Origin of the sequence: Streptomyces sp. NPDC056222, from assembly GCF_042264065.1 — a bacterium.
Lineage (GTDB): Bacteria > Actinomycetota > Actinomycetes > Streptomycetales > Streptomycetaceae > Streptomyces.
Genome location: NZ_JBHJTL010000061.1, coordinates 22,328 through 42,974, shown reverse-complemented (window position 1 = coordinate 42,974; position 20,647 = coordinate 22,328). Strand labels below are relative to the sequence as shown.

The following is a 20,647-nucleotide window of genomic DNA, read 5'->3' as shown; positions in this document are numbered from 1 at the left end:
TCTCAGTCTCTCCTCATGCCTGGTCGGAGCGCCACCACGTACCGGTAACGGGCTTGAGGTGTTCTCGACCACATCGGCATCGTCACCCGGATCCTCCCCGCGTGAGGTCCGTCTCTCCCTCGAACAGGGCAACAGGAGCACATCCGATGCCCCGTTAGTGTGGATGTTCCGCGTACGACACGCCTGGAGGTTCTACGTGTCCTGGTCCGCCCTGCTGACCGCCGACGATCCGCAACAGGTCCCCGTCACCCTCGACGAGGCCGCGGAGAGGGCGACGAACGCCGCGGGCTGGGTGGAGGAGAACTGGTCCACCTGGCTGAACACCGGTCTTCGCATCCTCCTCATCCTGATCGTCGCCCTGCTGCTGCGGATGGCGATCCGCCGTGCCCTGACGAAGCTGATAGAGCGGATGAACCGCTCCGCCCAGGCCGTGGAGGGCACCGCGCTCGGCGGTCTGCTGGTCAACGCCGAGCGGCGCAGACAGCGCTCGGAGGCGATCGGCTCGGTGCTGCGCTCGGTGGCGTCGTTCCTGATCCTCGGCACGGCGGGCCTGATGATCCTGGGCGCCTTCAAGATCGACCTGGCGCCGCTGCTGGCCTCCGCGGGTGTCGCGGGTGTGGCGATCGGTTTCGGCGCCCGGAACCTGGTCACGGACTTCCTCTCCGGTGTCTTCATGATCCTTGAGGACCAGTACGGGGTCGGTGACTCGGTCGACGCCGGGGTGGCGTCCGGCGAGGTCATAGAGGTCGGGCTGCGGGTGACGAAGCTGCGCGGCGACAACGGCGAGATCTGGTACGTCCGCAACGGCGAGATCAAGCGGATCGGCAACCTCAGCCAGGGCTGGGCGACGGCCGGGGTGGACGTCACGGTGCGTCCGACGGAGGACCTGGACCGGGTGCAGTCGGTGATCAACGAGGCCACGGCGTCCATGGCGAAGGACGAGCCCTGGAACGAGCGGCTGTGGGGCCCGGTGGAGATCCTCGGTCTCAACGAGGTGCTCCTCGACTCCATGACGATCCGGGTCTCGGCGAAGACGATGCCGGGCAAGGCCCTGGGTGTCGAGCGCGAGCTGCGGTGGCGGATCAAGCGGGCGCTGGACGCGGCCGGCATCCGTATCGTCGGCGGCGTCCCGGCTCAGGCGGAGGAGTCCTCGGCGGATCCGACGGCGGGCATGGCGGCCCCCTCGGCCTTCGCCTCCCCGACGTCCCCGCAGGGCGCGGCGGCAAGCCCGCTGCCGAGGCCGGACCTCAACAAGTAGCGCACCCGACGACAGGGAGCACCGGCTCCGGACGACGCCCCCGCAGGTAACGCTTTGGTTGCCTTCGGGGGCGTCGTGCGTGCGCAGGTCTTGACGCCCCGACGGCGCCCGTCCTACGGTCCTCCCACTGAATAGGAAACTTTCCTAACAGCGTAGTTGGGAGAGCGGGCGGCGGGGCAGCAGAATGGCCCCTCCAGAGCCGAAGGGCAGGTGCACCGTCATGGCCGGTACGACCCCGGGAACCCCCGGTACCCCGCGCGTCCTGCGGGCCATGAACGATCGCGCCGCCCTCGATCTGCTCCTGGAGCACGGGACCCTGTCCCGTACCCGGATCGGCAAGCTCACCGGTCTCTCCAAGCCGACCGCCTCCCAGCTCCTCGCCCGACTCGAAGCCGCCGGGCTCGTCCTCGCCACCGGCACCACGGCGGGCCGGCCGGGGCCCAGTGCCCAGCTGTACGAGCTCAACCCCCGGGCCGCCTTCGCCGCCGGACTCGATGTGAACCCGCACCGGATCCGCGCCGCCGTCGCCGACATCACCGGCGAGGTCGTCGGCGAGTTCGAGCTCAGGACCCCGGGGCGCGCCTCGGAGGGAGTCGTACGGCAGGTCACCACCGCCCTCGACGGCGCCGCCAAGGACGCCGGGATCACCCGCGGCGAGGTGCACCGCCTCGTCATCGGCACCCCCGGCGCCTTCGACCCGGCCACCGGGCGGCTGCGGTACGCCTCCCATCTGCCCGGCTGGCACTCCCCCACACTCCTGGAGGAGCTGGCGGCGGTGCTCACGATGCCGTTCGAGTACGAGAACGACGTCAACCTCGCCGCCGTCGCCGAGCAGCGCCTGGGCGCCGCCCGGGGCCACGAGGACTTCGTGCTGCTCTGGAACCAGGAGGGCCTCGGCGCCGCCCTGGTCCTCGGCGGCCGGCTCCACCGCGGCTTCACCGGCGGCGCCGGCGAGGTCGGCTTCCTGCCCGTGCCCGGCACCCCGCTCGTACGGCAGGTCACCAAGGCCAACTCCGGCGGCTTCCAGGAGCTCGCCGGAGTCCAGTCCGTGCCCCGGATCGCCCGGGAGCTCGGCATCGACACCCCCGAACAGCCCTTCGTGCCCACCGCGACCCGGCTGCTCACCCACGCCGCCGCCCACCACGACGAAGACCCCCGGTACGCGGCGCTCCTCGACCGGTACGCCGAGCGCCTCGCCACCGGTCTGGCCTCTCTCGTCGCCGTACTCGACCCCGAACTCCTCGTCCTGTCCGGCGAGGTGACCGTCGCCGGCGGGGAACCCCTGCGCGAGCGCGTCCAGTCCGAGCTGGCCGAACTCGCCGCCTCCCGGCCCCGGCTCGTCCTCGGGGACGTGGACCGGCACCCCGTCCTGCGCGGGGCCCTGGAGAGCGCCCTCGCCACCACCCGCGACGAGGTCTTCGACACGTCCCGCTAGGACCGCGGACCTCCCACCACCCGACGCACCACCGACGCACCACCGGCCCACCAGTCGGCTCACCGACCGGCCGTCCCTTCGTCGTACCCCCTTCCCTCCGTACCCCCTCCGCCACAGGGAGACTTCGCCATGCCCGTACGCCCGCGCAGAGCCGCCGTCGCGCTCGCCGCCACCGCCTCGATCGCCCTCCTCGCCTCGGCCTGTACCGGCTCCGCCGAGAACAAGGCGAGCGACGACCCGAACGCGCAGACCACGATCACCTTCTGGCACGGCTGGACGGCGCCCACCGAGGTCAAGGCGATCCAGGACAACGTCGCCCGCTTCGAGAAGGCCCACCCGAACATCAAGGTGAAGGTCGTCGGCAACATCAACGACGACAAGCTCAACCAGGCGCTGCGCGCGGGCGGTTCGAACGGCCCGGACGTGGCCGCCTCCTTCACCACCTCCAACGTCGGCAAGTTCTGCGCCTCCGGCGCGCTCGCGGACCTGAAGCCCTTCCTGGAGAAGGACAAGGTGGACCTGGACAGGACGTTCTCCAAGGTCCTCCAGGACTACACCCAGTTCGAGGGCAAGCGCTGCTCCCTGCCGCTGCTCTCCGACGCCTACGGGCTCTACTACAACAAGGACGCCTTCAAGGCCGCCGGCATCACCGCCCCGCCGAAGACCTGGTCGGAGTTCAGGGACGTCGCCAAGAAGCTGACCAAGGAGAAGGGCGACGGCTACGAGCGGCTCGGCTTCATGCCGAACTACCTCGGCTACGAGACCGTCCCGAGCCACTACATGTCGCAGTGGGACCACACGTACTTCGACGCGGACGGCAAGTCGAACCTCGCCAAGGACCCGGCCTTCGCCGAGATGCTGACCTACCAGAAGTCGCTGGTCGACGGCCTGGGCGGGTTCGCGAAGCTGGACAGGTACCGCACCACCTTCGGCGACGAGTGGGGCGCCACGCACCCGTTCCACACCGGCCAGGTCGCCATGCAGCTCGACGGCGAGTGGCGGCTGAACTTCATCAAGGAGGCCAAGGTCGGCTTCGAGGTCGGCGTCGCGCCGCTGCCGGTCGCGGACGACGAGGTGGCCGAGTACGGCAAGGGCTACCTCTCCGGCACGATCATCGGCATCGCGCCGCAGAGCAGGAAGCAGAACGCGGCCTGGGAGCTGGTCAAGTACATGACCATGGACACCGAGGCCGTGGTGAACTTCGCCAACGGCATCGGGAACGTCCCCTCCACCCTGGAGGCGCTGAAGTCCCCGAACCTCAAGGTCGACGAGCGCTTCAAGACCTTCCTGGAGATCGCCCAGCACCCCGAGTCCTCCACCTCCGACGGCGCGGTGAACGGCTCCACGTACCAGGACACCTTCCAGGACTTCGCCCAGAAGTACGAGAAGGGCCAGGTCCCGGACCTGAAGAAGGGTCTCGAGGAGACCGCGGCCCAGATCGACCGCGACATCGCCCAGGCGAAGTGACGGTCGGGGCGCACTCCTCATGAGCACCGACACCCTGCCCACGAAGCGACCGGCCGGTCCGGCCGCCGCCTCCCAGGACGGGCGTCACACGCTGCGGTCGAAGCGCGTGCGCAGCGCGCTTCGCACCATGGCGTTCATGTCGCCCTGGCTGGTCGGATTCGGCGTCTTCTTCGCCTATCCCCTCGTCTCGACCCTGTACTTCTCGTTCATGAAGTACGACGGGCTCAACCCGCCGACCTGGCGGGGCCTGGACAACTGGACGTACGTCTTCGCGGATCTGCCGAAGTTCTGGCCGGCGATGCAGAACACCCTCTGGCTGGCCGTCGTCATGGTCGCCTGCCGGGTCGTCTTCGGCCTCGGCGTCGGTCTGCTGATCACCAGGATCAAGACCGGCACCGGCGTCTTCCGCACCCTGTTCTACCTGCCGTACCTGGCCCCGCCGGTGGCCGCGACGCTGGCCTTCGTCTTCCTGCTCAACCCCGGCACCGGGCCGGTCAACTCGCTGCTGGAGGCGGTCGGCATCCCGGCGCCGTCCTGGTTCAACGACGCGGCCTGGGCCAAGCCCGCGCTGACCGTCCTCGCGGTCTGGGGCGTCGGCGACCTCATGGTCATCTTCATGGCGGCGCTGCTCGACGTACCGAAGGAGCAGTACGAGGCGGCGGAGCTGGACGGGGCTTCGGCCTGGCAGCGGTTCCGCTACGTGACGCTGCCGAACATCTCGCCGATCGTGCTCTTCGCGGTCGTCACCGGGATCATCGGCGCGATGCAGTACTACACCCAGCCGATCGTGGCGGCGAAGGTCGCCTCCGGGAAGATGGGCGGCTCGGGCGAGACCTTCGAGCCGGGCTATCCGGACGACTCCACGCTGACCCTGCCGCAGTTGGTCTACAACCTCGGCTTCGGCCGCTTCGACTACGGCGCCGCGTGCGTCGTGGCGCTCGTCCTGTTCGCCCTCTCCATGGCCTGCACCGCGCTGCTGATGCGCAGGCGCGGCGGCCTGATCGGCTCGGGTGACTGATCCATGACCACCGCATCCGCCTTCGACCGTCCCGTGGTGGGCCCCGCCGAGAGGCGCGCCCGCCGCAAGGCGGCGCTGCACTGGATCGCCGTGCACTCCCTCGGGATCGCGGCGGCCCTGTTCTTCGTGCTGCCCTTCGTCTTCGTCTTCCTGACGTCCCTGATGAGCGACCAGCAGGCGCTGACCCGGGACCTCACGCCGAACTCCTGGCACTGGGACAACTACGTCCGGGTCCTCGACACCCCCGGCTTCCTCACCTGGTGGCGCAACTCCCTGCTGTACGCGGGGCTCGGCACCGTGCTCGTGGTGGTGTCCTCGATCCCGGTGGCGTACGCCCTCGCCAAGTTCCGCTTCCGCGGCCGGCATCTGTCGCTGCTGCTCGTCATCTCGATGATGATGCTGCCGCCGCAGGTGATCATCATCCCGATGTATCTGTTCTGGGCCAAGCAGATGGATCTCTCCGGCACGTTGTGGCCGCTGATCGTCCCGATGGCGTTCGGCGACGCGTTCGCGATCTTCCTGCTGCGCCAGTTCCTGCTGACGATCCCGAACGAGTACATCGAGGCCGCGAGGATCGACGGGTGCGGCGAGTTCCGTACGCTCCTCAAGATCGTGCTCCCGATGGCCAGGCCCGGCATCGCCGCCGTCGCGCTGTTCCAGTTCTTCTACTGCTGGAACGACTACTTCGGGCCGCAGATCTACGCCTCCGAGAACCCCGGGGCCTGGACGCTGAGTTACGGCCTGGAGTCGTTCAAGGGCGCGCACCACACCGACTGGAACCTGACCATGGCCGCGACCGTACTGGTCATGGCCCCTGTGATCCTCGTCTTCTTCTTCGCCCAGAAGGCGTTCGTCGAGGGAGTCACACTGACCGGAGTGAAGGGCTAGCTGACGATATGAAGCTCGCTGTCGTGGGGGGCGGCTCCACCTACACCCCCGAACTGATCGACGGATTCGCGCGGTTGCGCGACACCCTGCCCATCACAGAACTCGTCCTGATCGACCCGGCCGCCGACCGGCTGGAGCTGGTCGGCGGGCTCGCCCGGCGGATCTTCGCCAGGCAGGGCCACGACGGGAAGATCGTCACCACCTCCGACATCGATGCAGGGGTGGAGGGCGCGGACGCCGTCCTGCTCCAGCTGCGGGTCGGCGGGCAGGCCGCCCGGAACCAGGACGAGACCTGGCCGCTGGAGTGCGGCTGTGTCGGGCAGGAGACCACCGGTGCCGGCGGGCTCGCCAAGGCGCTGCGGACCGTGCCGGTGGTTCTGGACATCGCCGAGCGGGTCCGGCGGACCAACCCGGACGCCTGGATCATCGACTTCACCAACCCCGTCGGCATCGTCACGCGCGCGCTGCTCCAGGCCGGCCACAAGGCCGTCGGACTGTGCAACGTGGCCATCGGCTTCCAGCGGAAGTTCGCCGGGATGCTCGACGTGGCACCCGCCGACGTCCATCTCGACCACGTGGGGCTCAACCACCTGACCTGGGAGACGGCCGTCCGCCTCGGCGGGCCCGAGGGCGAGAACGTCCTGCCCCGGCTGCTCGCCGAGCACGGCGAGGCCATCGCCGACGACCTCCGTCTGCCGCACGCGATCGTGGACCGGCTCGGCGTCGTCCCCTCGTACTACCTGCGGTACTTCTACGCGCACGACGAGGTCGTACGAGAGCTCGGCTCCAAGCCCTCACGGGCCGCCGAGGTCGCCGCGATGGAGAAGGAACTCCTGGAGATGTACGGGGACCCGGCGCTCGACGAGAAGCCGGCGCTGCTCGGCAAGCGCGGCGGCGCGTTCTATTCGGAGGCCGCCGTGGACCTGGCCGCGTCCCTGCTGGGAAACAGCGGCGGGCCCGAAGGGCCATCCGTCGAGGGTGGCCGTGGGCGACGGGCGGGCGGCTCTCCGTACCAGGTGGTGAACACGTACAACAACGGCACGCTGCCCTTCCTGCCGGACGACGCCGTGATCGAGGTACAGGCTGCGGTGGGGCCGCAGGGCGTCTCGCCGCTGCCGGTCGCCCCGCTCGACCCGCTCTATGCCGGGCTGATCGCGAACGTGACCGCGTACGAGGACCTGGCCCTGGAGGCGGCACTGCGCGGCGGCCGCGAGCGGGTGTTCCGGGCGCTGCTCGCGCACCCCCTGGTGGGGCAGTACGCGTACGCCGACGGGCTCACCGACCAGCTGATCGCGCACAACCGGGAGCACCTCGCGTGGGCGTGAACCTGAACGGGCCGCTCCTCGCGATCGACGCCGGGAACAGCAAGACGGACGTCGCGGTGGTCGGGACGGACGGGACGGTGCTGGGCTCGGCCCGCGGCGGCGGCTTCCAGCCCCCGGTCGTCGGGGTCGAGGCGGCCGTGGACACCCTCGCGGAGGCGGTCGGACGGGCCTGGGCGGAGGCCGGCGGAGCCGACTCCCCGCCCGCGTTCTCGCACGTCTCCGCCTGCCTCGCCAACGCCGATCTGGCGGTGGAGGAGCAGGAACTGGAGAAGGCCCTGCACGCGCGGCGGTGGAGCCGTTCGATCCGGGTCCGCAACGACACCTTCGCGATCCTGCGCGCCGGGATCGACGAGCCTCGGGGCGTCGCCGTCGTGTGCGGGGCCGGCATCAACTGTGTCGGCATGGTGCCGGACGGCCGCACCGCCCGCTTCCCCGCCATCGGGAAGATCTCCGGCGACTGGGGCGGCGGCAGCGGACTCGCCGAGGAGGCGCTCTGGTTCGCGGCCCGCGCGGAGGACGGGCGGGGTGAACCGACCGCCCTGGCACGGGAGCTGCCCGCGCACTTCGGGCTGCCGTCCATGTACGCGCTGATCGAGGCGTTGCACCTGGGCCGTATCGCGTTCGAGCGGCGGCACGAGCTGACGCCCGTGCTGTTCCGTACCAGCGTGGAGGGCGACGCGATCGCCCGGTCGCTGGTGCACCGGCTCGCGGAGGAGGTCGTCGCCCTCTCGACGGTCGCCCTCGGGCGCCTCGGGCTGCTCGACGAGGAGGTGCCGGTGATGCTGGGGGGCAGCGTGCTGGCCGCGCGGCACCCGGAGTTGGACGCCCGGATCACCGAACTGCTGGCCCTGAAGGCGCCGAAGGCCGTGATCGGGGTCGTGACCGCGCCACCGGTACTGGGAGCGGCGCTGTTCGCGCTCGACGACTGGGGGGACGGCCCCCGGGCGGCCGCGCGGCTGCGGGCGCACTACGGCGCGTGATGCCGCACTCCGGCGGGGGCGTCCTTCGGGGCGCCCCCGCCGGTCGCGTTCACCCCCACGTGGTGGAACCGATTTCGGCCGGGAGGCGTATTCATAGCAGGGGGTTCGCCTACGGGGGTGGCGCGGACATGAGGCACGATAGGAACAAGATCGCGTCATTCCTGGTGTGCGGGTGGGGCCCCTGAGGCCATACTGCCCTCCGGGGAGTCGTCATCGACCGAGGGGGAGGCCACGTTGACATACCCGCCGAATGCGCCCGCCGCCTCGGCACCGGGCATCGCGCCCGCACAGCCGGGCCCGGGTGTGCCCGCGCAGCCGTCCGTGCCGCCCGTCCCCCCGCCGCCCGCCGGTCCGAGCGCCTGGGGCGAGGTCAAGGAGCGACTGCGCCGCGCCGCCACGACCGAGCCGGGACGGCTCCAGATCCTCGGAGCCGTACTGGCCCTGCTGGTCGTCGCGTTCGGGGGCGTCACCGCCTTCGAGGTCGCCGACCGGGCCTCCTCCGCCGACGACGTGGTGAGCCGCAGCCAGCCGCTGAGCGCCGACGCCGCCGACATCTACCGCTCGCTCGCCGACGCCGACACGGCCGCCGCCAGCGCCTTCCTGGCCGGCGCGCAGGAGCCCCCGGACGTCCAGAAGCGGTACGCCGACGACATCAGGACCGCCTCCCGGCTCCTGGTCAAGGCCGCGGCGAGCACCGAGGGTTCGACCGAGTCGGCCCGCGAGATCGCCGCCCTCAACGAGCAGCTCCCCCGCTACACCGGCCTGATCGAGCGGGCCCGCGCCGCCAACCGGCAGGGCCTGCCGCTCGGCGGCGCCTATCTGCGGTACGCCAACAAGCAGATGACCAGCGAGCTGCTGCCCGCCGCCGAGCGCCTGTACGAGGCGGAGACCGCGCGCCTCCATCAGGACGACGAGGACGCCCGGGACTGGCCATACCTCTCCCTCGCTCTCGGGATCCTCGCCCTCGCCGTCCTGGTCCTGGCCCAGCGGCGCAACTACGCCCTGACGAACCGGGTGTTCAACCACGGGCTGCTCGCCGCCACCGCCGCCTCCGTGGTCGTGCTGCTCTGGATGGCGGCGGCGCACACCGTCGCCCGCGCCGGTCTCGACGACGCCCGCGAGCACGGCCAGAGCTCGCTCCAGGTCCTCAACGCCGCCCGGATCAGCTCCCTGAAGGCGCGGGCCAACGAGAACCTGACGCTGGTCGCGCGCGGCGCCGTCCTCACCGAGGACGGCAAGAACGACAAGTACGAGACGGACTACACGAGCAGCATGACCGCGCTGACCGACGCGCTCGCCCAGGCCCGGGAGCTGGCCGACGACGACGCCGGGCGCGACCCGCTGGCCACCGTGGCGGAGCGCACCGCCGAGTGGAAGGACCGGCACAAGGACGCGCGGGCGAAGGACGACGCGGGCGACTTCGAGGGAGCACGGCTCCGGGTCGTGGGCCCCGACAAGACCACCGGGCAGTCGTTCGACCAGGTCGACGCCGCCCTGAAGAAGGCGCTGGCCCACGAGCAGTCCGAGTTCACCGGCGCCGCCGAGGGCGGCCGGGGAGCGCTGACCGGGCTTCCGCTGGGCGCCGCCGTGCTCGGTGTGCTCGGCGCGGCCGGTGCCGTCGTGGGCATCAACCGCAGGCTGTCGGAGTACCGGTGAGAGGGGGCGGGATGCGGAACGGCGTCGACGGCGCGAGGATGCGCGGCCCGGCCGGGCTCCGCGCGCGCCTCCTCGGCAGCCGCCCCCTCGGGCGGCTGCGCGGCTGGGGCGGGGTGGCGGCCATGGCCGTGGCGTGCGGTCTGACCGCCTCGCTGACCCTGCTGCCCCTCACCCACAGCGCCCGCGGCGACTCGGCAGCCACCGAGGTGACCGGTCCGGGCGTGGGCGTCGGTGTGCCGGTGAAGGCGGACACCTGCGAGAACCCGGAGGCCTCCCTCACCCCGTCGAGCGCCGACGGTCCCTCGATCGCGGCGATCAAGGCCCGGGGGAAGCTCGTCGTCGGCGTCGACCAGAACAGCTTCCGCTGGGGCTACCGCAACGCGGAGGAGCGCACGCTCGAGGGCTTCGACATCGACCTGGCGAAGGCGATCGCGAAGGACGTCCTCGGCAGCGAGAACGACATCATCTTCCGGGCCATCCCCACCAATCAGCGGATCGCGGCCCTGGAGAGCGGCAAGGTCGACCTCGTCGTGCGGACGATGACGATCAACTGCAAGCGGATCGAGCAGGTGGCGTTCTCCACCGCCTACTTCCAGGTCGGCCAGCAGATCCTCGCGCCCAAGGGCTCCACGATCACGGGGTACGACTCCTCGCTCGGCGGCAAGCGGGTCTGCACGGCCGAGGGCTCCACCGCCTACGAGGCCCTGGAGAAGAACTCCTTCGGCGCGACGTTCAAGGACGAGGCGGACGGCACCAAGGCCGACAAGGACCTGCTGACCGTCCCGAATCAGCTGGACTGCCTGGCACGGCTCCAATTGGGCGAGGTCGACGCCGTCCTCACGGACAACGCGCTGGCGGCCGGTCAGGCCGCCCAGGATCCGGCGGTCGAGCTCAAGGGCAAGCCGTTCACCACCGAGTACTACGGAGTCGCCGCCAAGCTGGGCAACGACGACCTGGTCCGCCGGGTCAACCAGGTCCTCGTGCAGTACCGCCAGGGTCCCTGGAAGGCGGCGTACGACAAGTGGCTGAAGGCGGACCTGCCCGGGATAGCCGGGCCACCCGCACCCAAGTACAAGTAGAGCGAGAGGTGATCGATGGGCGTCGCGGGCACCCCCGGGCCGGTGATGGACCGGGACGAGGTGGACCGTGCGCTGGCGCGGCTCGGCGCGGAGCACAAGGCGATCGAGGACTCGCTCCTCGCTCTCCAGGACCACGCGGGCCGCAGGCTGCTGGAAGGCGCCGAGCTGACCGGCACGACCCGGGACCGCTGGCAGTCCACCGAGCGGACGATCACCCTGCTCTGGACGTACTTCGACGCCTACACCGGCGCGCTGAGCCAAGCCCGTGAGCTGCGGGCACGACGGCGCTGGTCCAGTCGCGAGGACCTGGAGGAGCTGACCGAGCGGCTGCGCGGCGAGAGCGTCGTCGTCGCGGGCGGGGCGCAGCAGCAGGCCCAGCTCTCCGAGCGGTTCACGCTGGAGGGGCTCGTACGGCGGATGAACGAGCTGTACGCCTCCTCGCTCGACACGGTGGTGACCTCCGACGCCGTCTGGTCCGCGCTGCCCGCCCGGATAGATCTCCTCGCCGCGGAGCTGGGACGTACGCGCTCATTGGCGCACTCCGTCGGCGTACGGCCAGGCGAGCACCCGGCCGGCGACGAGCTGGAGTCGATCACGGCCGAGCTCACCGCGCTGCGCACCCAGGTCGTCACCGACCCGCTGTCCTTCTGGCACCCCGCTGCGGGCAGTTCGGCGCCCGGCGGCGGCCGGCCCGACACCGAGCGGTACGACCGGGCGGCGCGGGCCCTGGAGGACATCCGGCGGGAGATCGAGGCGGTCCTCGCGGTCCGGCAGGACTCCGAGGAGCGGCTGCTGCGGCTGCGGGACGTGCTCTCGCGGGCCGACCGGACGCTGGCCGAGGCCCGGGCGGCGCGCGGTGAGGTCCTCGCCAAGATCGCGGCCTCCGAGGTGCCGGCCGTCAGCGGCCCGCCGACGGTCCTCCAGGAGCGGCTCTCGACGGCCGCCGAGTACCGCAGGCACGCCCAGTGGCACCGGCTCTCCCCGCTCCTGGAGTCCCTGGAGCGGGAGGCCGAGGACGAACTGCTCCGTGCCCGCGAGTCCCTGACCGCGGTCACCGCGCCGCTGGCGGTCCGTGCCGAGCTGCGCGGCCGGCTCGACGCCTACAAGGCGAAGGTCGCCCGCCTCGGCGCGGCCGAGGATCCGCTGCTGATCGAGCGGTACGACGCGGCCCGCCGGATGCTGTGGAGCGCGCCGTGCGACCTGCGGGTCGCCGAGCAGGCCGTGCTGCGGTACCAGCAGGCCGCCGCGGAGGTCCTGTCCGGACCCAGAGATGCCAGGGGGAGTCAGTGGTGAGCACCTGTCAGCGTCCCTCGTGCGAGGGATCGTACGAGGACATGGGCGACGGCGAGCTGTACTGCGACACCTGCGGGCTCGCGCCGGTCGTCGCCGCGGGCGGAATGCTCCAGGCCAACCCGACCGGGATGGCCGTGCCGGGCAAGGGGTCGGCCTCGTCCCGGTCGAGTTCGCGCGCGTCCTCCCGCACCTCCTCGCGCTCCTCCCGCTCGTCCACGTCCCGCCGCTCGGTCTCCGGGCGGCTCTCGCGCTCGCTGTCGGGCGGGAGCAGCAGCCGTTCGGTCTCGGTACGCAGCTCGGGCGCGTCGGCGGCGCAGTCCGGGCGGAACCGGCTGGGCGCCGGTCTGGTCTCGATTCCGGAGGTGCCGCGTCCGGACCCGCGCGCCGCGGTGATGGACAACCCCGAGGTTCCGGAGCGGAAGCGATTCTGCTCGCGCTCGGACTGCGGCGCTCCGGTGGGCCGTTCGCGCGGTGACCGGCCGGGCCGCACCGAGGGCTTCTGCACCAAGTGCGGCCACCCGTACTCCTTCGTGCCCAAGCTGCGCGGCGGCGACATCGTGCACGGGCAGTACGAGGTCGCGGGCTGTCTCGCGCACGGTGGGCTGGGCTGGATCTATCTGGCCGTCGACCGGGCGGTCTCCGACCGCTGGGTGGTGCTCAAGGGCCTGCTCGACACCGGTGACCAGGACGCGATGGCCGCGGCGATCTCCGAGCGCCGCTTCCTCGCCGAGATCGAACACTCCAACATCGTCCGGATCTACAACTTCGTCGAGCACCTCGACCAGCGCACCGGCTCCATGGACGGCTACATCGTCATGGAGTACGTCGGCGGCAAGTCGCTCAAGGAGATCGCCAACGACCGCAGGACGGCGGACGGCCGGCGCGATCCGCTGCCGGTGGAGCAGGCCTGCGCGTACGGGATCGAGGCGCTGGAGGCGCTCGGACACCTGCACAGCCGGAACCTGCTGTACTGCGACTTCAAGGTCGACAACGCGATCCAGTCCGAGGACCAGCTCAAGCTGATCGACATGGGCGCGGTCCGCAGGATGGACGACGACGAGTCCGCGATCTACGGCACCGTCGGCTACCAGGCCCCGGAGGTGGCCGAGGTCGGCCCGTCGGTGGCCAGCGATCTCTACACGGTGGCGCGCACGCTGGCCGTGCTGACCTTCGACTTCCAGGGCTACACCAACGTCTTCGTCGACTCGCTGCCCGAGCCGGACCACATCGAGGTCTTCCGGACGTACGAGTCGTTCTACCGGCTCCTGGTCCGGGCGACGGACCCCGACCCGGCCCGCCGGTTCTCCTCCGCGCAGGAGATGGCGGAGCAGCTGACCGGAGTGCTGCGGGAGGTCGTCGCCCTCCAGTCCGGCCGCCCGCGCCCCGCGCTCTCGACGCTGTTCGGCACCGAACTGCGGGTCACGGACACGCAGTTGTTCGCGGAGCTGACCGAGGACGTGTCGGCCCTGGGCGCGCGGGAGAAGCGGCGCGGCCGCAAGGCCCTGCCTCCGGGCCCGGGCGCCGGGGCGGCGGCCGGATCGGTGGTCGGGGCGGTGGCCCCAACGGCGGCCGGATCGGCGGTCGGGTCATTCGGCGCCGGGCCCTTCCTCACGCCTCTGGACGGGCGGGCCACGTCGCTCGCGCTGCCCGTCCCTCGGGTGGACCCGGGGGACCCGAACGCCGGCTTCCTCGCCGGACTGATGGCCTCCGCGCCCGCCGAGCTGATCAGCGCCCTGCACCACGCGCCCGCGCCCTCCCTGGAGCTGCGGCTGCGCGAGCTGCGGGCCCGTCTGGAGATGGGCGACCTCGGCTCCGCCGGGCGGGCACTGACCACGCTGGAGGAGCAGGTCCCGGACGACTGGCGGGTGGTCTGGTACCGGGGCCTCACCTCGCTGGTGACCGGCGACCACGAGAACGCGGCGCTGTCCTTCGACGCGATCTACGACGCGTTTCCCGGAGAGCCCGCGCCCAAGCTGGCCCTCGGCATCTGCGCGGAGGTCCTCGGGCAGCTGGACAACGCGGCGGAGTACTACCGCCTGGTGTGGGCGACCGATCCGAGTTTCGTCAGCGCCGCGTTCGGGCTCGCCCGGGTGCAGCTGGCGGCCGGTGACCGCACCGGGGCGGTACGCACGCTGGAGTCCGTACCGGAGGCGTCGATCCACTACACGGCCGCCCGGGTCGCGGCCGTACGGGCCCGGCTGCGGCGTCGGCCGCCGAACGAGCCGCTCGGCGCGGATCTGACGGCGGCGGCGGCTCAGGTCTCCGCGCTCCAGGGCTTCGGTCTGGACGCGGTACGCCGGGAGCAGTTGTCGACGGAGGTCCTCGGCACGGCGCTCGACTGGGTACTCTCCGGAAGTCCCGGAGCGGGGCCCGGCGGCGCGATGCTGCTCGGCAGCGAACTGGACGAGCGCGGACTGCGCTTCGGCCTCGAACGCTCGTACCGGGTGCTCGCCCGGCTCGCTCAGCGGGGCGAGGAGAGGATCGAACTGGTGGAGCGGGCCAACCGTTTCCGCCCCAGGACGTGGGTGTGAGTATGTCCCAGAAGCCCCAGCACGATCTCTCGGCCTGCCCCGGCTGCGCGGAGCCGCTGGACAGGGGTGACCGTTTCTGCGGGGCGTGCGGATACGACCTGTCGGCCGTACCGGCGTCGGCGCCGGACCGTCCGACGGTGGCGATCGGTACGCCCGTGAGTTGGCCCGACGCTCCGGCCCGCGAGCCCGGCTCCCTTTCGACGGTGACCCAGCACCCGGGCGACCTGCCGGGCACGGACTCGGGCGGCCACGACCTCCCCACCACGGAGGCATCGGAGGGCGCGGAGGCTTCGGCGGCACGGCCCGCACGGGACCTGCCGACCGTCCCCGTCCGTACGGACGGACCGCACGCCGCCGCGACGTCCGGCAGCGGCCTCGCCGCGCTCGCCGGGGAAACGGCGGGCGCTGCGGGTGCCGCGGAGACGGCGGGCCCCACGGAAGCGCCCGCGTCCCCCGGCCCCGACGGCGACTTCACGCTCGCCGCGCCCGACCCCCGTACGGCCCCGCCGACGCCGACCCCGCCCGCCGGGACCAAGCTCTGCGTCGCCTGCCGCGCCGGACATGTGGACCCCGACGGGTACTGCGAGAACTGCGGGCACGCCCAGCCCCGCGAGCGCGACCACATGGAGCAGGAGCTCTCCGCGGTCGCCGCCGTCAGCGACCGCGGCCTGCGGCACCACCGCAACGAGGACGCGTTCACCGTCTCCGCCACCGCGCTCCCCGACGGCTCTCCCGCCACCCTGGCGATCGTCTGCGACGGCGTCTCCTCGGCGACCCGGCCCGACGAGGCCTCCGCCGCCGCCGCGAGCGCCGCCGGTCAGTCGCTGCTCGCCGCCCTGCCCCGCGGCACGCACCCGCAGCAGGCCATGCACGAGGCGATCGTCGCCGCCGCCGAGGCGGTCAACGCGCTGGCCGAGGAGCCCGGCCAGGGCGGCATGGAGCACGATCCGCACCGCCACCAGAACGCCCCCGCCTGCACCATCGTCGGCGCGGTCGTCGCCGACGGGCTGCTGATCGTCGGCTGGGTCGGCGACAGCCGGGCGTACTGGGTGCCGGACGACCGCACCTCCCCGGCCGCCCGGCTCACCCAGGACGACTCCTGGGCGGCCCAGATGGTCGCCGCAGGACTGATGAACGAGGCGGAGGCGTACGCGGACGAGCGCGCCCACGCCATCACCGGCTGGCTGGGCGCCGACGCGTACGAACTGGAGCCGCACACGGCCGCGTTCAAGCCGGACCGGCCCGGCGTGGTCGTGGTCTGCACGGACGGCCTCTGGAACTACGCGGAGGCCGCCGAGGACATGGCCCGGGTCGTACCGACGGACGCGGCCGGACGGCTGCTGCACGGCGCCCAGGTGCTGGTCGGCCACGCCCTGGACGGCGGGGGCCACGACAACGTAACAGTGGCGCTGCTGCCGTTCGCCCTCTCCTCGCAAGGGGCAGGATCGGCCTGAGCGGTCGCCGGCCCCTGTCCCTCTCGCCTCTGAACCACGCCTGTCCCACGCCTGTCTCAACGCTTGTCCCACGCCTGTTGTCGAGGAGCCTCAACTCATGGCGAACTTCTCCAAGTCGAACGTGCCTCAGTTCTCGGTGGACGTGTACCAGAACGAGTTCCTGCCGGAGGGCGGACGAGAGGTCAGCGCCATCGTCACGGTCACCTCGACCGGCGGCGGCACCAGTCGCGGTGCGGCGCTCGGCGGCCATGGCACCGGCACCGACGCCGCCGTGGTGATCATGGTCGACTGCTCCGGTTCGATGGACTACCCGCCGACCAAGATGCGCGGCGCGCGGGACGCGACGGCCGCCGCGATCGACGCCCTGCGCGACGGCACCTCCTTCGCCGTGATCGCCGGTACGCACGAGGCGAAGGAGGTCTTCCCCGGCAACGGCGGCCTCGCCGTCGCCGGGCCGGCGACCCGTGGCCAGGCCAAGGACGCGCTGCGTCGGCTGAGCGCGGGCGGCGGTACGGCGATCGGCACCTGGCTGAGCCTCGCGGACCGGCTGCTGGCCTCCGCCGAGGTGTCGATCCGGCACGGCATCCTGCTCACCGACGGACGCAACGAACACGAGACGCCGGAGGACCTGCGGGCCGCACTGGACGCCTGCGCCAGCCGATTCACCTGTGACGCGCGTGGCGTCGGTACCGACTGGGAGGTCAAGGAGGTCACCGGCATCGCCTCCGCCCTGCTCGGCACGGCCGACATCGTGGCCGACCCGACGGGCCTCTCCGCGGACTTCACCACCATGATGGAGAACGCCATGGGCAAGGAGGTCGCGGATGTCGCGCTGCGCCTGTGGACCCCGGTCGGGGTGGAGATCGCGTTCGTGAAGCAGGTCGCGCCGACGGTCGAGGACCTGACCTCGCGCCGTACGGAGGTGCCCCCGCGGGCCGGTGACTACCCGACCGGTTCCTGGGGCGACGAGTCCCGGGACTACCACGTCTGCGTCCGCGTGCCACAGGCCCAAATCGGCCAGGAGATGCTCGCCGCCCGGGTCTCACTGATCGTCCCCGACCCGGCGGGCGGCACTCCGCAGACGCTGGGTCAGGGGCTGGTCCGGGCGGTGTGGACGGACGACATGGTGATGTCCACGTCCATCAATCCACAGGTCGCGCACTACACGGGCCAGGCCGAATTGGCGCAGGTCATCCAGCAGGGCCTGGACGCGCGCAAGTCCGGTGACCACGGCGGCGCGACGGCCAAGCTGGGGCGCGCGGTGCAGTTGGCGGCCGCGTCGGGCAACGAGGACACTGCGAAACTGCTTTCGAAGGTGGTGGACGTCGTCGACGCGGCGACAGGTACTGTGCGTTTGAAGGCGAAGGTCACGGAAGCGGACGAGATGACACTCGAGACCCGCTCCACCAAGACGGTTCGCGTCAAGAAGTAGCCCGGCCAGGGGGCCGGACGACGAGAGGGGGAAGCACCGACATGCCGACCTGCCCGAACGGACACCAGTCGGTTTCCGACGACTGGTGCGAGGTCTGCGGCCACCGCATGGCCGGGGCGGGTGCGCCGGCGGGTGCCGTACCGCCGCCTCCCCCGCCTCCGCCGCCGGCGTACGGATACCCGGGCCCGGCCGGACCCGGACAGGGTCCCGGTGGCCCTGGGCCCGGCCCCGGGGGCTACGACCCGAACGCGACCGCCCAGGCGGAGCTCTGCCCCCAGTGCCGCACCCCGCGCGAGGCCATGGCCCCGTTCTGCGAGGAGTGCCGCTGGAACTTCCTGACCAACACGGCGACCTCGTACACGCCGGTGGCGCCGCCCACCCCGCAGCAGAGCCCGCCGCCGGGCCTCAATCTGCCGCCGGGCTTCCAGTCGCCGCCGCGTCCGCCGCAGCCGCAGGCACCGCAGCAGCCGGACCCGTACGAGTACCAGAGCTCGCGGCCCTCGCAGATGAACCGGCCGGCGGAGCCGCTGTCCGCCGACCCCACGCACCACCAGGCGCCGCCGCAGCGGCCGCCGATGCAGCAGCAGCCCCAGGGGCAGGCTCCCCAGCCGCAGGCACCGCAGGGGTTCCAGCAGGGACCGCCGCAGCCCCCGCCGTCGTTCTTCCAGAGCCCGCCGCCCGGACAGCAGGCGCCTCAGCAACCCGCGCCGCAGGCCCCGCCGCAGCACGGTGGGGCTGGAGGCGGTGACGACTGGATGCTGCCGCCGCCCTCGCAGCCCCAGGCTCCGCCGCAGGCACCCCCGATGCAGCAGCACGCGCCCCAGCAGCACGCCCCGCAGCCCCCGCAGCAGCATCACGCGCCGCAGCCGCCGCAGCAGTACCAGCCGCAGCGGCCCGCCGCGGGCTGGTCGGCGTACATCGGGCCGGACCGCGACTACTTCATGGCGATGATGCAGCGCAGCGGTCCGGAGGCCACGGGCCTGAACCTGCCCGCCTACTCCCCCGAGCAGCATCTGCCGCTCCAGGGGAACCAGATCAGCATCGGCCGCCGTCGGCACTCCACCGGCGAATCCCCCGACATCGACCTCTCCGTGCCGCCGGAGGACCCGGGCGTCTCGCACCAGCACGCCGTGCTGGTGCAGCAGCCGGACGGCTCGTGGGCCGTGGTGGACCAGAACTCCACCAACGGCACGACGATCAACGGTGGAGAAGAACCGATCCAGCCCTATGTGCCCGTCCCGCTCCAGGACGGTGACCGGGTGCACGTCGGCGCCTGGACGACGATCACGGTCCGCCGGGGATAAGCCGGCCGGGATCCCGGCGACCCCGGGATCAGCCGCTCGGCAGTGGCCAGGCGTACGGCCCCTCGGGGTCGTCCAGCCAGGCCCACTGCCGGCCCCCGAGCACCGTCACCCCGAAGCGCTCCCGCTCAGGCCGCCGCTCGCGCTGCCAGAGCGAGAGCGCTTCGCGCGTGTCGAGGGTGTCCTCCGCCAGAGTGCGCAGGAACCGGAAGCGCTCGTCGTCGTACACCTGCCTCGGCAGGCCCATCGGCCGCCGCCGGGGGAAGCGGGCGTTGCCGCCACGCAGCGCGACGAAGTACGCGGAGGTGGGCAGGAAGCGGCCCTCCGCGTGGGACGCGTCGCGCACCCGCAGCAGGATCAGCCCGGTGGAGAGCGGGGCGAGGACGAGCGCCTCGGGGCGGCACTGGGCGAGCCAGGCGTACGGGATCGACGGCACGGTGCAGGTCGCGACGATCCGGTCGAAGGGGGCGCGTTCCGGGCAGCCGCGGGCGCCGTCGCCGGTGATCACGGCGGGCCGGTATCCGGCGGCGGCGAGATGGGTGCGGGCGGACTCGGTGATGTCCTCGTCCAGATCGACGGTGGTCACGTGCTCGGCGCCGAGCCGGTGGCTGAGCAGGGCGGCGTTGTAGCCGGTGCCGGCGCCGATCTCCAGGACGTCCAGCCCGTCCCGTACCTCCAGGGCCTCCAGCATCTGCGCCATCAGGGAGGGCTGGCTGGAGGAGGTGACCAGCTCCCCGTCCCGTACCCGGGTGGCCAGCGGCTCGTCCTGGTAGGCGCCCCGCAGCCAGCGTGCGCGCCGGCCGGGGTCGGGGTCGTCGGACCAGAACCGCTCGTGGCCGCCGGTCCCGGAGACGTAGTAGCAGGGGACGAAGAGATGGCGGGGCACCTCGGAGAAGGCCGTGTGCCAGGCGGGGTCGCGCAGAGCGCCGTACGCCGCGATCTCCCGTACGAGAACCTGTCGCGCCCGCGCACCGTCCTCGGCGAAGCCGTCCGGCTGAGCGCCCATGCCTCCACTGTCCTGCGCGGGCGGTGGGGAGGCGAGCGGTCCTGAGGCCGGTGGTCCTAGACCTCCGGTCCTCGGTCGGGGCATCTGAGACGATGGAACGGTGATGGAGATTCCGCGCGGCACACTTCAGGAGCAGACCTTCTACGAGCAGGTGGGTGGCGAGGAGACCTTCCGGCGTCTCGTGCGCCGCTTCTACCAGGGAGTCGCGGAGGACCCTCTGCTTCGCCCGATGTACCCCGAGGAGGACCTCGGACCTGCCGAGGAGCGCCTGGTGCTCTTCCTGATCCAGTACTGGGGCGGCCCCCGCACCTACAGCGACCACCGCGGCCACCCCCGGCTGCGGATGCGCCACGCCCCGTTCACGGTCGACAAGGCGGCGCACGACGCCTGGCTGAGGCACATGCGGGACGCGGTCGACGAGCTGGGCCTGGCGCCCGAGCACGAGAGCCAGCTGTGGAAGTACCTGACGTATGCGGCGGCGTCGATGGTGAACACCGCGGACTGACGCATTCCGGTGTCGTGAC

General features: G+C 72.0%; 16 protein-coding genes. 15 read left to right on the top strand and 1 reads right to left on the bottom strand.

Annotated elements, in window-relative coordinates; genetic code table 11:
* The first annotated feature begins 196 nt into the window (after positions 1-196).
* From ACFC0D_RS25575 to ACFC0D_RS25510, 14 genes are all read left to right on the top strand, one after another.
* Positions 197-1,258: a mechanosensitive ion channel family protein gene (locus ACFC0D_RS25575; protein ID WP_376440248.1), complete on the top strand. Its 1,062-nt coding sequence runs from the start codon at positions 197-199 to the stop codon at positions 1,256-1,258.
* Between the two features lie 220 nt (positions 1,259-1,478).
* Positions 1,479-2,693, top strand: a complete 1,215-nt coding sequence (locus tag ACFC0D_RS25570) for an ROK family protein (RefSeq protein ID WP_376440245.1) — start codon at positions 1,479-1,481, stop codon at positions 2,691-2,693.
* Between the two features lie 129 nt (positions 2,694-2,822).
* A complete protein-coding gene (locus tag ACFC0D_RS25565; protein WP_376440243.1) occupies positions 2,823-4,160 on the top strand; it encodes an ABC transporter substrate-binding protein in 1,338 nt (445 codons plus the stop codon).
* A gap of 127 nt (positions 4,161-4,287) precedes the next feature.
* Positions 4,288-5,178 carry a carbohydrate ABC transporter permease gene (locus ACFC0D_RS25560; RefSeq protein WP_376440268.1) on the top strand — a complete coding sequence of 297 codons (891 nt, stop codon included), beginning with the start codon at positions 4,288-4,290 and terminating at the stop codon, positions 5,176-5,178.
* A gap of 3 nt (positions 5,179-5,181) precedes the next feature.
* Entirely contained in the window at positions 5,182-6,066 is an 885-nt protein-coding gene (locus ACFC0D_RS25555; RefSeq protein ID WP_376440241.1) for a carbohydrate ABC transporter permease, read from the top strand.
* Between the two features lie 8 nt (positions 6,067-6,074).
* Positions 6,075-7,391, top strand: coding sequence for a 6-phospho-beta-glucosidase (locus ACFC0D_RS25550; RefSeq protein WP_376440238.1), 1,317 nt, complete (start codon positions 6,075-6,077; stop codon positions 7,389-7,391).
* Positions 7,382-8,371, top strand: coding sequence for an N-acetylglucosamine kinase (locus tag ACFC0D_RS25545; protein ID WP_376440236.1), 990 nt, complete (start codon positions 7,382-7,384; stop codon positions 8,369-8,371). The genes ACFC0D_RS25550 and ACFC0D_RS25545 overlap by 10 nt, the downstream gene beginning before the upstream one ends.
* A 234-nt stretch (positions 8,372-8,605) precedes the next feature.
* On the top strand, positions 8,606-10,027 hold the full coding sequence (locus ACFC0D_RS25540; protein ID WP_376440233.1) for a hypothetical protein: 1,422 nt from the start codon (positions 8,606-8,608) through the stop codon (positions 10,025-10,027).
* 38 nt (positions 10,028-10,065) lie between these two features.
* Positions 10,066-11,106 carry a glutamate ABC transporter substrate-binding protein gene (locus ACFC0D_RS25535; protein WP_376440266.1) on the top strand — a complete coding sequence of 347 codons (1,041 nt, stop codon included), beginning with the start codon at positions 10,066-10,068 and terminating at the stop codon, positions 11,104-11,106.
* A 15-nt stretch (positions 11,107-11,121) separates the two neighbouring features.
* On the top strand, positions 11,122-12,399 hold the full coding sequence (locus ACFC0D_RS25530; RefSeq protein ID WP_376440230.1) for a hypothetical protein: 1,278 nt from the start codon (positions 11,122-11,124) through the stop codon (positions 12,397-12,399).
* Complete coding sequence (locus ACFC0D_RS25525; protein WP_376440228.1) at positions 12,393-14,930, top strand: tetratricopeptide repeat protein; 2,538 nt, start codon at positions 12,393-12,395, stop codon at positions 14,928-14,930. The genes ACFC0D_RS25530 and ACFC0D_RS25525 overlap by 7 nt, the downstream gene beginning before the upstream one ends.
* A gap of 2 nt (positions 14,931-14,932) precedes the next feature.
* On the top strand, positions 14,933-16,384 hold the full coding sequence (locus ACFC0D_RS25520) for a PP2C family serine/threonine-protein phosphatase (RefSeq protein WP_376440226.1): 1,452 nt from the start codon (positions 14,933-14,935) through the stop codon (positions 16,382-16,384).
* 97 nt (positions 16,385-16,481) lie between these two features.
* On the top strand, positions 16,482-17,816 hold the full coding sequence (locus tag ACFC0D_RS25515) for a VWA domain-containing protein (RefSeq protein ID WP_376440224.1): 1,335 nt from the start codon (positions 16,482-16,484) through the stop codon (positions 17,814-17,816).
* Between the two features lie 41 nt (positions 17,817-17,857).
* The gene (locus ACFC0D_RS25510) at positions 17,858-19,120 is read left to right on the top strand and encodes an FHA domain-containing protein (RefSeq protein WP_376440221.1); all 1,263 of its coding nucleotides are present in this window, start codon (positions 17,858-17,860) and stop codon (positions 19,118-19,120) included.
* 28 nt (positions 19,121-19,148) lie between these two features.
* On the opposite strand, the gene ACFC0D_RS25505 is transcribed toward ACFC0D_RS25510, so the two are convergent.
* Positions 19,149-20,123: a methyltransferase domain-containing protein gene (locus ACFC0D_RS25505; RefSeq protein ID WP_376440218.1), complete on the bottom strand. Its 975-nt coding sequence runs from the start codon at positions 20,121-20,123 to the stop codon at positions 19,149-19,151.
* 100 nt (positions 20,124-20,223) lie between these two features.
* Between ACFC0D_RS25505 and ACFC0D_RS25500 the strand changes: the two genes are divergently transcribed.
* Positions 20,224-20,628 carry a globin gene (locus ACFC0D_RS25500; RefSeq protein WP_329120479.1) on the top strand — a complete coding sequence of 135 codons (405 nt, stop codon included), beginning with the start codon at positions 20,224-20,226 and terminating at the stop codon, positions 20,626-20,628.
* The last annotated feature ends 19 nt before the right edge of the window (positions 20,629-20,647 follow it).

Bases quoted from the DNA above. Each gene is read 5' to 3' on its own strand.
- ACFC0D_RS25560 (WP_376440268.1), top strand. From the start codon at position 4,288: ATGGCGTTCATGTCGCCCTGGCTGGTCGGATTCGGCGTCTTCTTCGCC.
- ACFC0D_RS25550 (WP_376440238.1), top strand. From the start codon at position 6,075: ATGAAGCTCGCTGTCGTGGGGGGCGGCTCCACCTACACCCCCGAACTG.
- ACFC0D_RS25505 (WP_376440218.1), bottom strand. From the start codon at position 20,123: ATGGGCGCTCAGCCGGACGGCTTCGCCGAGGACGGTGCGCGGGCGCGA.
- ACFC0D_RS25565 (WP_376440243.1), top strand. From the start codon at position 2,823: ATGCCCGTACGCCCGCGCAGAGCCGCCGTCGCGCTCGCCGCCACCGCC.
- ACFC0D_RS25535 (WP_376440266.1), top strand. From the start codon at position 10,066: ATGCGCGGCCCGGCCGGGCTCCGCGCGCGCCTCCTCGGCAGCCGCCCC.
- ACFC0D_RS25520 (WP_376440226.1), top strand. From the start codon at position 14,933: ATGTCCCAGAAGCCCCAGCACGATCTCTCGGCCTGCCCCGGCTGCGCG.
- ACFC0D_RS25530 (WP_376440230.1), top strand. From the start codon at position 11,122: ATGGGCGTCGCGGGCACCCCCGGGCCGGTGATGGACCGGGACGAGGTG.
- ACFC0D_RS25515 (WP_376440224.1), top strand. From the start codon at position 16,482: ATGGCGAACTTCTCCAAGTCGAACGTGCCTCAGTTCTCGGTGGACGTG.
- ACFC0D_RS25570 (WP_376440245.1), top strand. From the start codon at position 1,479: ATGGCCGGTACGACCCCGGGAACCCCCGGTACCCCGCGCGTCCTGCGG.
- ACFC0D_RS25555 (WP_376440241.1), top strand. From the start codon at position 5,182: ATGACCACCGCATCCGCCTTCGACCGTCCCGTGGTGGGCCCCGCCGAG.
- ACFC0D_RS25510 (WP_376440221.1), top strand. From the start codon at position 17,858: ATGCCGACCTGCCCGAACGGACACCAGTCGGTTTCCGACGACTGGTGC.